13 protein-coding genes and 1 pseudogene are annotated in these 12,410 nt (G+C 66.6%); 9 read left to right on the forward strand and 5 right to left on the reverse strand.

Annotation, left to right across the window (positions count from 1 at the left end):
* Positions 1–48 precede the first annotated feature (48 nt).
* Entirely contained in the window at positions 49–501 is a 453-nt protein-coding gene (locus ACLP25_RS05075; protein WP_442468139.1) for a response regulator, read from the forward strand.
* A 16-nt stretch (positions 502–517) separates the two neighbouring features.
* On the opposite strand, the gene ACLP25_RS05080 is transcribed toward ACLP25_RS05075, so the two are convergent.
* The gene (locus tag ACLP25_RS05080) at positions 518–853 is read right to left on the reverse strand and encodes a cell division protein ZapA (protein ID WP_442468140.1); all 336 of its coding nucleotides are present in this window, start codon (positions 851–853) and stop codon (positions 518–520) included.
* Between the two features lie 31 nt (positions 854–884).
* A complete protein-coding gene (locus tag ACLP25_RS05085) occupies positions 885–1,187 on the reverse strand; it encodes a DUF4164 family protein (protein WP_442468141.1) in 303 nt (100 codons plus the stop codon).
* A gap of 152 nt (positions 1,188–1,339) precedes the next feature.
* Here ACLP25_RS05085 and tkt point away from each other — a divergent pair, with 152 nt between their 5' ends.
* The 4 genes from tkt (at position 1,340) to fba (ending at position 6,936) form a co-directional block, all read left to right on the forward strand.
* Positions 1,340–3,331, forward strand: coding sequence for a transketolase (tkt, locus tag ACLP25_RS05090; protein WP_442468142.1), 1,992 nt, complete (start codon positions 1,340–1,342; stop codon positions 3,329–3,331).
* 157 nt (positions 3,332–3,488) lie between these two features.
* Entirely contained in the window at positions 3,489–4,499 is a 1,011-nt protein-coding gene (gap, locus tag ACLP25_RS05095; protein ID WP_442468143.1) for a type I glyceraldehyde-3-phosphate dehydrogenase, read from the forward strand.
* Between the two features lie 109 nt (positions 4,500–4,608).
* Positions 4,609–5,805 carry a phosphoglycerate kinase gene (locus ACLP25_RS05100; RefSeq protein ID WP_442468144.1) on the forward strand — a complete coding sequence of 399 codons (1,197 nt, stop codon included), beginning with the start codon at positions 4,609–4,611 and terminating at the stop codon, positions 5,803–5,805.
* A 63-nt stretch (positions 5,806–5,868) separates the two neighbouring features.
* The gene (fba, locus tag ACLP25_RS05105; protein WP_442468145.1) at positions 5,869–6,936 is read left to right on the forward strand and encodes a class II fructose-bisphosphate aldolase; all 1,068 of its coding nucleotides are present in this window, start codon (positions 5,869–5,871) and stop codon (positions 6,934–6,936) included.
* A 209-nt stretch (positions 6,937–7,145) separates the two neighbouring features.
* On the opposite strand, the gene ACLP25_RS05110 is transcribed toward fba, so the two are convergent.
* Positions 7,146–7,940, reverse strand: coding sequence for a thioesterase family protein (locus ACLP25_RS05110; protein WP_442468146.1), 795 nt, complete (start codon positions 7,938–7,940; stop codon positions 7,146–7,148).
* Positions 7,941–8,030: 90 nt separating this feature from the next.
* Between ACLP25_RS05110 and ACLP25_RS05115 the strand changes: the two genes are divergently transcribed.
* Positions 8,031–8,747 (forward strand): ferredoxin, encoded by a 717-nt coding sequence (locus tag ACLP25_RS05115; RefSeq protein ID WP_442468147.1) that lies wholly within the window; start codon positions 8,031–8,033, stop codon positions 8,745–8,747.
* A 74-nt stretch (positions 8,748–8,821) separates the two neighbouring features.
* Here the strand turns inward: ACLP25_RS05115 and ACLP25_RS05120 are convergent, their stop codons facing one another.
* Both ACLP25_RS05120 and ACLP25_RS05125 read right to left on the reverse strand, forming a co-directional pair.
* Positions 8,822–9,685: a class I SAM-dependent methyltransferase gene (locus ACLP25_RS05120; RefSeq protein ID WP_442468148.1), complete on the reverse strand. Its 864-nt coding sequence runs from the start codon at positions 9,683–9,685 to the stop codon at positions 8,822–8,824.
* Positions 9,686–9,778: 93 nt separating this feature from the next.
* Entirely contained in the window at positions 9,779–11,101 is a 1,323-nt protein-coding gene (locus ACLP25_RS05125) for an MFS transporter (protein ID WP_442468149.1), read from the reverse strand.
* 317 nt (positions 11,102–11,418) lie between these two features.
* Here ACLP25_RS05125 and ACLP25_RS05130 point away from each other — a divergent pair, with 317 nt between their 5' ends.
* The 3 genes and pseudogenes from ACLP25_RS05130 to ACLP25_RS05140 all read left to right on the forward strand — a co-directional run.
* Positions 11,419–11,613 (forward strand): DUF2934 domain-containing protein, encoded by a 195-nt coding sequence (locus ACLP25_RS05130; protein WP_442468150.1) that lies wholly within the window; start codon positions 11,419–11,421, stop codon positions 11,611–11,613.
* Positions 11,614–11,703: 90 nt separating this feature from the next.
* Entirely contained in the window at positions 11,704–11,943 is a 240-nt protein-coding gene (locus ACLP25_RS05135) for a DUF2934 domain-containing protein (RefSeq protein ID WP_442468151.1), read from the forward strand.
* 41 nt (positions 11,944–11,984) lie between these two features.
* Positions 11,985–12,410 (forward strand): annotated as a pseudogene (locus tag ACLP25_RS05140) (phosphoketolase); the annotation flags it as partial.

Here is a 12,410-nt window from a genome sequence, read left to right on the forward strand (position 1 = left end):
GGAATGTGCAACTGGCCTTTCGCAGGCCCATAAGGTTGATCGCCGCTCATGCCCAATGGAACGCAAGCCTCAAAACCCTGCCGTGTCATGCTGATTGAGGACGACCCGGACGACGTGTATCTTTTCGAGCGCGCTTTGGACCAGGTGAAGGCCGGAATCGGGCGGGAGGTGGTCCTCGAGACGGTCTGCGACGGCCTCGATGCGACCTATCAGATTTCGATCGAGGACCTGACCAATCGGCTGCCCGACATCCTCGTGCTCGATCTCAACATGCCGCGGCTGGACGGCGTGAGGTTCCTTCATGCGTTGCGGGCGACGTTTCAGTTGAGCGAACTTCCGGTCGTCGTTCTGACGACGTCGAGCGCAGAGCCGGTGCACGACGAAGCGCTGCGGGCCGGCGCCGACAAGGTCTTCGTCAAGCCAGACAGCGCCGACGCCCTTCTGCAAATCGCGGCCGAGGTCATCGACCGCGGCGTGGTCTATGGGCAGTCACGCAAGTGAGCGGCGCGTTCCCGCCTCAAGCCTCGGCGCCGCCGGCCAGACGCGCTGCGAGGTCTTCGAGCCGGGCGCCGAGGCCATCGAGCGTCGCGGCGACCGCTTCGGACCGCGACGCGTCGTCATCAGCCCGCTGGCGCTCGGCTTCGGCCGCCGCCCGCGCCTCGGCGTACTGGTCGGCGAAGGTCAGCGCGGCCATGACGACGAGCCGCTGGTCGCCGATCTCGCCGAAAGCCCGGCGCAGCTCGTTGATCTTGTCGTCGACCATTCCGGCGAGCTGCTCGAGCCGCGCCTCCTCGCCCTCGTTGCAGGCGAGGCGGTACTTGCGGCCGTCGATCGTCACCGAAACCTGCGCCATGCCGCAATCCCTTCTCACGCCGGCCCGCCAGCTAGTCCGCGGGCGGCTCCATGCGTTCGAGGATCCGTCCGATCGTCTGGGCTGCTCGGATGAGCCGCTCACCAGCCTCGGCGCTGGCGGCCTCGAGGGCGCGCGAACGGTCGAGGGCGGCGTCGAGCTCGACGGCGAGGCGCGAGCGGTCGTCCTGCATCAGGGCGAACTCCTCCTCGGCGTTCGAGCGCGCCTCGTCGTGGCGCATGCGGCGCTCGGCGGCTCTTTCGAGCAATCCGACCGCGGCGGCGAGTCGGGTCAAAGACCGCTCCAAAGCGTCCAAGGCGGTTTCGCTTCCACTCATTGCGATGCTTTTTTTACGCGATGCTTGAACGAGTCGCAACGCGTCCCGAATTGCGGTCGAACCGCTGGCAGGTTAGTGGTCTTGTCCGAAGCAACGCGCGCCCCCGGGCGGGGCGCAAATCCCAGAGCAAGCAAGGATTGAGGAGAGCCTCGATGGCGACGAGCCCGACACATGATTCCATGGCCAACGCGATCCGTTTTCTGGCTGTCGATGCGGTGGAAAAGGCCAACAGCGGACATCCCGGCTTGCCGATGGGGGCGGCCGACGTCGCCACCGTCCTGTTCCGAGACGTGCTGAAGTTCGACGCCGCCGACCCGCACTGGCCGGATCGCGACCGCTTCGTGCTGTCGGCCGGTCACGGCTCGATGCTTCTTTACGCGCTCCTCTATCTGACCGGGACCGGCGGCGACAAAGGCCTCACGATCGATGACCTCAAGGGGTTCCGCCAGGTCGGTTCGAAGACGCCGGGTCACCCCGAATACGGCCATACGCTCGGCGTGGAGACCACGACCGGCCCGCTGGGGCAGGGCATCTCGACCGCGGTCGGCATGGCCATGGCCGAGCGCATGATGGCGGCGCAGTTTCCCGGCGTCATCGACCATCATACCTATGTGCTCGCCTCCGACGGCGACCTGATGGAGGGCGTCAGCCAGGAGGCGATCGCCATCGCGGGTCATTACAAGCTCAAGAAGCTGATCGTCTTTTACGACAACAACGGCATCTCGATCGACGGCAAGACGTCGCTCTCGGACTCCGTCGACCAGGTGGCGCGCTTCAAGTCGGCGGGCTGGAACGCCAGCAATATCGACGGCCATGACCCGGCCGCGATCCTCGCCGCCGTACGCGCGGCGCAGGCCTCCGACAAGCCGACCATGATCGCCTGCAAGACGACGATCGGCTTCGGCCTTCCGACCAGGGCGGGAACGAACAAGGCCCACGGCGAGGCGCCCGGCGCCGCCGAAGTCGCCGGCGCGCGCAAGGCGCTGAACTGGCCTTACGAAGCGTTCGTCGTCCCCGACGACATTCTCGCCGCCTGGCGGCAGATCGGCGCCAAGGGCGCTGCGGCGCGCGCGGAATGGGGGAAGGCGCTCGAGGCGCTCGAACCGGCGAAGCGGGCGGAATTCGAGCGAAGAATTGGCGGCCATCTGCCGAAGGGCTTCGACGCCGTCATCGATGGCTACAAGCGCAAGCTTGCTCAGGACGCGCCTGAGATCGCCACCCGCAAGGCTGGCGAGGCCGCGCTCAACGTTATCGCGCCCGCCGTGCCGGAACTCGTGACGAGCTCGGCCGACCTCACGCCTTCGAACAACACGAAGGTGGCGGCGACCAAGGAGATCACGCCGGACGATTTCTCGGGCCGCTACATTCACTGGGGCATCCGCGAACACGGAATGGCCGCGGCGTGCAACGGCATCTCCGTGCACGGCGGACTCATTCCGTCGGGGGCGTCGTTCCTGGCGTTCACCGACTACGCCCGCCCGGCGCTGCGGATCGCGGCGCTGGCGAAAATCAGGGTCGTGCATGTCTTCACGCACGATTCGATCGGACTCGGAGAGGACGGCCCGACCCACCAGCCGGTCGAGCATCTGGCCGCGCTCCGGGCGATGCCGAACATGTTCTTGTGGCGGCCCGCCGACAGCGTCGAGACAGTCGAATGCTGGCAGGCGGCGCTCGAGCGCGAGCATTCGCCCTCGATCCTCGCTCTGACCCGGCAAAACCTGCCGGCGCTGCGCAAGTCCCACGTCGCCGAGAACCTCTGCGCCCGCGGCGCCTACGAGATCGCGCCGGCCGAGGGCGAGGCGGCGGTCTCGATCTTCTCCTCCGGCTCGGAGGTCTCGCTCGCGGTCGCCGCGCAGCAGATCCTCAAGGGAAAAGGCATCGCCGCTCGCGTCGTCTCGGTCCCGTGCATGGACGCGTTCTTCGAGCAGCCGGCGGACTATCGGAAATCGGTGATCGGCTCCGCCAAGGTGAAGGTCGCCGTCGAGGCCGCGGTGCGCTTCGGGTGGGACGCGATCATCGGCGACGGTCCGTTCGTCGGCATGACGGGATATGGCGAAAGCGGACCCTACAAGGCGGTCTACAAGTTTTTCGGCATCACGCCGGAGGCGGTGGCGGACGCGGCCGCAAAGGCGCTTTCATCCTAAGGTCTGGCAGGACGGGCGAATTGTCGCATATACGCGCGGCCCCGTAGACTTTAGAACAACGAAGGCGCATTCAACGAGCGACTAAATCAAGCGGTCATATCAATCTTGGAGTCCGCCGCGGACCGCGAACAACGGGCAGGACCGAGGAGAACAAACAATGGTCACAAAGGTAGCGATCAACGGCTTTGGATGCATCGGGCGGCTTGTGCTGCGTGCGCTGATCGAGTCCGGACGCAAGGATATCGAGGTCGTCTCGATCAACGATCTCGGGCCGGTTGAAACGAACGCGCACCTGCTTCGCTTCGACAGCGTGCATGGGCGTTTCCCGCACGAGGTTTCGGTCGATGGCGACTTCATGATCGTCGGCGGCCACAAGATCAAGGTGACCGCGATCAAGAACCCGGCCGAGTTGCCGCACAGGGACCTCGGCGTCGACATTGCGTTCGAGTGCACCGGCATCTTCACCTCGCGCGAGAAGGCCGCGATCCACCTCGCCGCCGGCGCCAAGCGCGTGCTCGTATCCGCCCCCTCGGACGGCGCCGACCTCACCGTCGTCTATGGCGTGAACCACGACAAGATCACCAAGGAGCATCTCGTCCTGTCGAACGCCTCGTGCACGACGAACTGCCTCGCCCCGGTCGCCAAGGTGCTCAACGACGCCATCGGCATCCAGCACGGCTTTATGACGACCATCCACTCGTACACCGGCGACCAGCCCACGCTCGACACGCTGCACAAGGACCTTTACCGCGCCCGCGCCGCCGCGCTGTCGATGATCCCGACCACGACCGGCGCCGCCAAGGCGGTTGGCCTCGTGTTGCCGGAGCTCAAGGGCAAGCTCGACGGCTCGGCGATCCGCGTCACGACCCCGAACGTCTCGGTGGTCGACCTCAAGTTCGTCGCCAAGCGCGCGACGACGAAGGAAGAGATCAACGAGGCGATCAAGAAGGCTGCGAACAGCGGCCCGCTGAAGGGTATCCTCGGCTACACCGACAAGCCCAACGTCTCGATCGACTTCAACCACGATCCGCGTTCGTCTGTGTTCCACTTCGACCAGACCAAGGTCATCGACGGCACCTTCGTGCGCATCCTTAGCTGGTACGACAACGAGTGGGGCTTCTCGAACCGCATGGCCGACACCGCGGTCGCGCTGGCCAAGCACATCTGACGGCCTCGACTGCAGTCACCCCGTGAACGACGCGCCGCCGGAGCTCAGCTCCGGCGGCCGCCGAAGGCCGAACTAATCCCAACGATTACATATTCGAAGGGGAGCGAACATGAGCAAATCCTTCCGCACGCTCGACGACGCCGACGTAACCGGCAAACGCGTGCTCCTCAGAGTCGACCTGAACGTTCCCACCGAGAACGGCAAAGTCACCGACAAGACCCGGATCGAGCGCGTCGCCTCGACGATCACGGAGATCGCCGACAAGGGCGGCAAGGTGATCCTGCTCGCCCATTTCGGCCGGCCGAAGGGCGGCCCTGACGAGGCCAATTCGCTCAAGCCCGTCGCCGCAGCGGTCGCCGAAGTGTTGAAGCGCCCGGTGGGCTTCGCGACCGACTGCATCGGCGACGTCCCCGCCGCCGCAATCGCCAAGATGAAGAACGGCGACATTCTGCTGCTCGAGAACACCCGCTTCTACAAGGGCGAGGAGAAGAACGATCCGGCGATCGTCGAAGGGCTCGCCAAGCTCGGCGACCTCTATGTCAACGACGCCTTCTCCGCCGCCCACCGCGCGCACGCCTCGACCGAAGGCGTCGCCCACAAGCTGCCCGCCTTCGCGGGCCGGGCGATGCAGGCGGAGCTCGAGGCGCTGACGATCGCGCTCGGCAATCCGGAGCGTCCGGTCGCGGCCATCGTCGGCGGCGCCAAGGTCTCGTCCAAGCTCGAGCTGCTCGGCAACCTGATCAAGAAGGTCGACGTCCTGATCATCGGCGGCGGCATGGCCAACACCTTCCTGTTCGCCCAGGGCAAGCACGTCGGCAAGTCGCTGTGCGAGAAGGACATGGCCGACACTGCGCGCAAGATTTTGGCGGACGCCGATGGGGCCAAGTGCCGCATCGTGCTGCCGATCGACGCGACGGTCGCCAAGGAGTTCAAGGCGCACGCCCACGCGCGGGTGGTCGACGTCGACCATGTCGCCGAGGACGAGATGATCCTCGACGTCGGGCCGAAGTCGGTCGTGATGATCGAGGAGGCGCTCGGCAAGGTGAAGACGCTGGTGTGGAACGGGCCGTTCGGCGCCTTCGAGACGCCGCCGTTCGAGGCGGCCACCTTCGCCATCGCCAAGACGGTCGGGTTCCTGACCCGGGACGGCAAGCTCAAGGCGATCGCAGGCGGCGGCGACACCGTCGCGGCGCTGAACGAGGCCGGCGTCGCCGGACAGTTCACCTACGTTTCGGCCGCCGGCGGCGCTTTCCTGGAATGGATGGAAGGCAAGGCGCTTCCCGGCGTCGAGGCGCTTCGCGCGTAGTGAACGAACAAAGCAACACAAGAAACAAAGCAACCCAAACAACCACGGCTGGAAAATAAAGACATGGCCCGTATAACTCTTCGTCAATTGCTGGATCACGCCGCCGAGCACGGCTACGGCGTTCCCGCGTTCAATATCAACAACATGGAGCAGGCGCTGGCGATCGGCGAGGCGGCGAGCGCGCTCGAAGCCCCGGTCATCATCCAGGCTTCGCGCGGCGCCCGCGCCTACGCCAACGACATCATGCTGAGCCACATGATGGCGGCGCTGACCGAGATCTATCCGCTGGTTCCGATCTGCGTGCATCTCGACCACGGCAACGGCCCGGGAACCTGCGTGACCGCGATGCAGGCGGGATTCACCTCGGTGATGATGGACGGCTCGCTGAAGTCGGACGGCAAGACCCCGGCCGACTGGGCCTATAACGTCGGCGTCACCAAGCAGGTGACCGATATGGCCCACCTCGGCGGCGTGTCGGTCGAGGGCGAACTCGGCGTGCTCGGCTCGCTCGAGACCGGAACGGGGGACAAGGAGGACGGCCACGGCGCCGAGGGTAAGCTCAGCCACGACCAGTTGCTGACCAACCCCGACGAGGCGGTCAAGTTCGTGCGCGAGACCAAGGTGGATGCGCTCGCCATCGCCATGGGCACCTCGCACGGCGCCTACAAGTTCTCGCGCAAGCCGACCGGCGACATCCTGGCGATGCACGTGATCGAGGACATCAACAAGAAGCTGCCGAACACCCATCTCGTGATGCACGGCTCCTCGTCGGTGCCGCAGGACCTGCAGGACATTATCAACAAGTTCGGCGGCAAGATGCCCCAGACCTACGGCGTGCCGATCGAGGAGATTCAGCGCGGAATCAAGCATGGCGTGCGCAAGATCAACATCGACACCGACAACCGCATGGCGATCACCGGCCAGATCCGCAGGGTCTTCCAGGAGCACCCGGAGGAGTTCGATCCCCGCAAGTACCTGAAGCCGGCGCTGGACGGGATGGTCAAGGTCTGCAAGGCTCGCTTCGAGGAATTCAACACCGCAGGCCAGGCGCCGAAGATCAAGAAGATCATCTCGCTCGCCGACATGGCCAAGCGCTACGCCAGCGGCGAACTCGATCCGAAGTTCGCCTGAGCCTTTGCAGGGTCGTTTGGGCCCTGCGGCCGGTCGGCAGTGACGCGCGCTTTGATTGACCCTTAACAGGCGGCCGCGAGCGCGGCCGCTTTTTTGTTGCGTGTGGCGGCACGTTCTGCATCGAGAACCGTTGCGCGCTGTTGCACGACGACCGCGATTTCGCGCCGATGGAGGCGCATCTCGGCCTCGTCGCGGTGTGACAGTTGCGGCTATCTTGCCCGCACCGCCAGCGACTGCGTCGCCTGTCCGATGACGCCGACTTCGTCGTAGAGCGCCGATTCCGCGAGGCCGCAGCCGTTGCCGCCGAACAGGCTGCGCGCTTCGAGGCAGATCCATTCGCCGACCGGGCGGCGGAAGAGGTTGATCGTCAGGTCGCAGTTGACGAACACGTACTTCATGAAGTCCAGCGAAGCGCTGACGCCATTGCCGGAATCGGCCGCGACCGCGACGCGCTGATACGGGCTCGGCGCCTCCCCCATCACCAGCGGATGGTTGAGGCGGAACCACACGGCGCACGGGCCGCTAAAGGCCTTTCCTGCCGCAATCCGGTTCTCGACGAGGTCAGCGTAGCCGAAATCCGCGCCGGCGCCCTCGAAGGCCATGGTGACGCTCGGACTCGAACTCCACGGCTTCGGCGCCTGCGGCGGCGGGTGGCCGGGCGTCCCCGCCGGGATGGGGAGGTCGTCCTCGCGCTGCATCAGGGGGGTAAAGCGAGCGATCTCCTTGTCGCGGGCGATCAACCGGCCGGCGTAATGGCCGGCGTTGCGGCCGAGGTAGTCTTGCGACACCTCGATCCGGCATTCGCCGAGCGGGGCCGGGCGCAACAGATTGACCGTCAGCCGCCCGAGATGGGTGACCCCGTCGCCGGCGGCCTCGCGCTCGATCGCGCGGCAGATCAGCGCCGACGGAGGGCCTGCGTGCTGGTGGTCGGGATGCCACGGGCCGCGGGTCAGGGGACTTGCGATAAAGGCGCCATCGGCGGTTTCGAGATAAGCGGCGTCCAAGGGCTTGCTCCTCGAAATTTCATGGGCGGCGTTGCACATGGGCAGCGCGGACGCGACAGGCGCTCCGCGATCGTCTAGCTATGAACCATCATGCCTGAACGGCCCCAATCAATCGAGTCGGTTTTTTTCGCCATCGAGCGCGCGGGTTTCGCGCCGCGCGGCGCCTTTCCTTTGCGCGTGGAGGAGCGCGCCGGGCCGCTCGCGGACGCCCGCGCGGTCGTTCTGATCGGCGTGGCGGGGCGCTCGGGCTGGGACGCCTTCGCCTCGAGCCCCGAAGCGCGCGATGGCGCCGACGATCCGCTCGATCGGTTCAGCCGGCGGGTGATCGGCGGCCTCGCCCAGGCCTTTGGGGCGGTCGCGCTCTTTCCGTTCGGCGGGCCGCCGTACTGGCCTTTCCAGCAATGGGCGCGGAGGGCGGAACCCGTCCATCCGTCACCGATCGGGCTCACGATCCATCCGGTCTACGGCCTGTGGCACAGCTATCGCGGCGCGCTCGGTTTTCGCCAAGCGCTGGACCTGCCGAAGGTCGATCCGCAGGCGAGTCCCTGCGCGTCCTGCCGGGACCGGCCCTGCCTCAGCGCCTGTCCCGTCGGCGCCTTCACCACGGCCGGCTACGACGTCGCCGCCTGCGTGGCGCATTTGCGAAGCGTTGCTGGCGCGGACTGCATGGGTCGCGGCTGCCGCGCGCGCCGCGCCTGTCCTGTCGGCGTCGAACACGTCTCGCGTCCGGAGCAGGCGGCCCTCGCGATGCGCGCATTTTTACGCGCGCGGGACGCGGACGCCAGCCACGCGGGGTCACTCGCGTGACAAGGGAGGGAGCGCGTCCCGCGCTCCCCGGGCGGCGAGACGCCGCCCTTCCGAATCGTCGAGCCGGACTCTGCTTACGAAGGATTCCGCGCCGTGACGATCCACACCGCCGCGCCGAGCGGGACGCTGTCCCCGACGGCGTGCGCGGCGAGCGCGGCGCGGATGTCCACGGCCGCAGCCTCTCGCGTCGCTTCCGGCTGGTCCTCCAACATGCGGCTCGCCGGGCCGAGCGACAGCGCCGCCTCGACGGCTGCATCCACGCCTTGCCCGAGCGCCACGTCGAGCTCGAAATCCTCACGCATGAGGTCGATCTCGACGAAGCCGGCGTCGCCCAAAATGCGGCGAACGCGCGTCTCGTCGGCGAACGCGAACGGGCCTGGGTCCTCCGGGCCGAGCTCGGGCAGGGGAGGCGCGTGACCGGCGGCCGCACGCAGCGGAACGATCAGCCACGGATTATCGCGGGCCGCGCGCCAGCAGGCGAAGGCGAGCCGTCCGCGGGGCTTCATGCCGGCCCGGAGATTGGCGAAGGACTGCGTCGGGTCGGCGAAGAACATCACGCCGAACCGCGACGCGATGAGGTCGATCTCGCCGGGAGGAAGCTCGTAGACCGTCGCGTCGGCGTGCACGAAGCGCGCCGGAATGTCGTCCGGAGCGCGCTCTCGCGCGCGCCGCAGCAGCGGCGCCGATACGTCAAGCCCGAGCGCTTCGCCCTCCGGCGCGACGCGGACGGCCAAGTCGATGGTCGTCGCCCCGCTACCGCAGCCGATGTCGATCACGAATTCGCCGGGCCTGGGGTCGGCGGCGGCGATGAGCCGGTCGGAGATCGGCTGAAGCAGCGCATCCTGCCGGTCCTGATTGTCGGCCCAGCGCCGCCCGCCCGCGCCGTTCCAGTAGTCAGCCTGAGCGGAGTTGGAAGAATGAATGGATCCCATTGACATCGATAACCTCCCTACCTCTTTTCGGACGAGCGGCGCCGTTTTCGCCGGCGTCCGTCCTTGGTCCGTCTTGCGCCGTTCCACCCATTCCAAAACCTATTCCGCCGCCTCGGGCGCCCGCTCGAGGTGCGGGTCGTGGCCGAGCGCCAGCGTGATCGCGAGCGCGACGACCGCGCAGGCTGCGATGGTGACGAGGCCCCAGAGGAAGCCGCCCGTCGCATCCTTGATCCAGCCGATCACGAACGGACCGAAATAGCCGGACAGATTGCCGATCGAGTTGATCGCCGCGATTCCGGGTGCCACCGCGGAACCGGCCAGGAACGCCGTCGGCAGGGTCCAGAAGATCGGCAGCGAGGCGAAAACCCCGAAAGCGCCGATGGTCAGCGCGATCATCTTGGTCGTCGGGTCGGCGAGAAAGGCCGATCCGCCGACGCCGATCGCGGCCAGTGCCAACGCGATAGCCAGATGCATCGTCCGCTCGCCCTCCCGGTCGGAGCGCAGGCCCCACCAGATCATGCCGAAAAAGCCGACGACGTAGGGGACGGCGTTGACCCAGCCGGTCATCGCGATTGACAGGCCGAAACCCTTGATGATCGTGGGCAGCCAGAAGCTGATGCCGTAATTGCAGGCGACGGCGCCGAAGTAGACGAGCGACAATGCCAGAACGCGATGGTCCGCGAGGCTCGCCAGCGCGCTGCTCGGCGAGACGTGCTCGCGCCGCCGGTCCTCGAGCGCCAGCCGCCGCTGCAGCCACGCCCGCGCCTGCGGATCGAGCCAGGTCGCGTCGGCCGGACGGTCGGTCAGGTAGAAGAACGTCACGAAGCCGAGGACGATCGAGGGAAAGGCCTCGACGATGAACAGCCACCGCCAGCCGCGGAAGCCCCAGGCGCCGTCGAGCCCGAGAAGGGCGGCGGAGACCGGCGAGCCGATCGCTGACGACAGCGGGATCGCCGCCATGAAATAGCCGACGATGCGCGCCCGGTGCGACGCCGGGAACCACAGGGTCAGGAAAAAGATGATGCCGGGGAAGAAGCCGGCCTCGGCGAAGCCGAGTAGCACGCGCAGAAGATAGAAGGTGTGCTCGGCGCTGAGGCCGATCGCCGACGCAATCTCGGGGATGAAGGCCATCGAGCCCGAGACGATTCCCCAGCTCAGCATGATGCGCGCGATCCAGCGCCGCGCGCCGACCTTGTCCATGATGATGTTGGAGGGCACCTCGAACAGGAAATAGGCGAGAAAGAAGACGCCCGCGCCGAAACCGAAGGCCGTGTCGGACAGGCCGAGGTCGGTATCCATGGTCAGTTTGGCGAAGCCGACGTTCACCCGGTCGAGATAGGCGACGAAATAGCAAAGGATCAAAAACGGTATGAATCGCCACGCGACCCGACTGAGCGTGCGCGCCTCCACCTCCTCCGCCATGGCGTTCTCCCATCCTGCCCCCGGGTTCGTCGCCGGGGTCGACTTTAGTTGAACGAACTTTTGCACAGGCGCAAGCGTAATCGCCGTCTTTCGCAGGGCCGAAGGGCGAAAGAAGCAGCCGACAAAGGGCTAAGGAGCATCTGTCAACGGGTTGGCGAAGCCGCGGCGGCGCTCAAGGCGACGGCCTTTCTTGGCGCTGCCGGCGGTTTTGGCGGGGCCTCTGTCCGCGCGACGGGTTTGGACGTTGCTCAATCGCAGTTGATCCGGCACAGTCGCGACAGGGAACGGCCTGCGACAGACGGTTGGGAGGACTATTCATGGCGAAGCGCGCGAAGGCCGGAAAAACATCAACGCACGGGGCGGACGACGTGACGAAACGGGCGCCGACCGAGGAAGAGGTGAGCGAGCGCGCGCACCAGATCTGGCTCGCCGAGGGCATGCCGGAGGGACGCGAGGTCGACCACTGGATGCGGGCCCGGCGGGAGCTCGAACGGGAAGCCGGCCTCGAGTGACCGGCGCCGCGGCCGTTACGCCAGTGTCACATTGCCGCCGGATGCTCAGCGGGGCCGACCCGAGGCGTTCTCCGGAAGGAAATGAGATTCATGACCGGTGAGACAAACGGCGCCGAGACAGCCGCCAAGGAGACGTCCGAAAACATCGACGACAAGAAGCACCCCATCCGCGACCGCGCCTACGAGATCTGGGAGCAGGAGGGCCGGCCCGAAGGGCGCGCCCTCAACCACTGGCTTCGCGCGAAGTGGGAAATCGAGCACGGGCACAAGACGGGCACCGAGCTCAAACGGCTTGAAGGCGAATTCGAGTCGATGCGCAGGCCGGACTGACAGCTTCTGTCCGGGGAGGATCGAATCACAAGGAGCCGCAAATGGCAAACGTATTGTCGGACAAGGAAGCCGGCCTGATCGACGCCTACTGGCGCGCGGCCAACTATCTGTCGGTCGGGCAGATCTATCTGTTCGACAATCCGCTGCTCAAGGCGCCGCTGCTGAAGCAGCACGTCAAGCCGCGCCTGCTCGGCCACTGGGGCACGACGCCGGGGCTGAACTTCCTCTACGTTCACCTCAACCGGCTGATCAAGAAGTACGATCTCGACATGATCTACGTGACCGGCCCGGGCCACGGCGGGCCGGCGCTGGTCGCCAACGCCTATCTCGAAGGGACCTACAGCGAGGTCTATCCCAACGTGTCCCAGGACGAGGAGGGGATGAAGCGGCTCTTCACCCAGTTCTCGTTCCCGGGCGGCATTCCGAGCCATGTGGCGCCGGAGACGCCCGGCTCGATCCACGAGGGC

Origin of the sequence: Roseiarcus sp., from assembly GCF_052145395.1 — a bacterium.
In the GTDB taxonomy this organism is placed as follows: domain Bacteria; phylum Pseudomonadota; class Alphaproteobacteria; order Rhizobiales; family Beijerinckiaceae; genus Roseiarcus.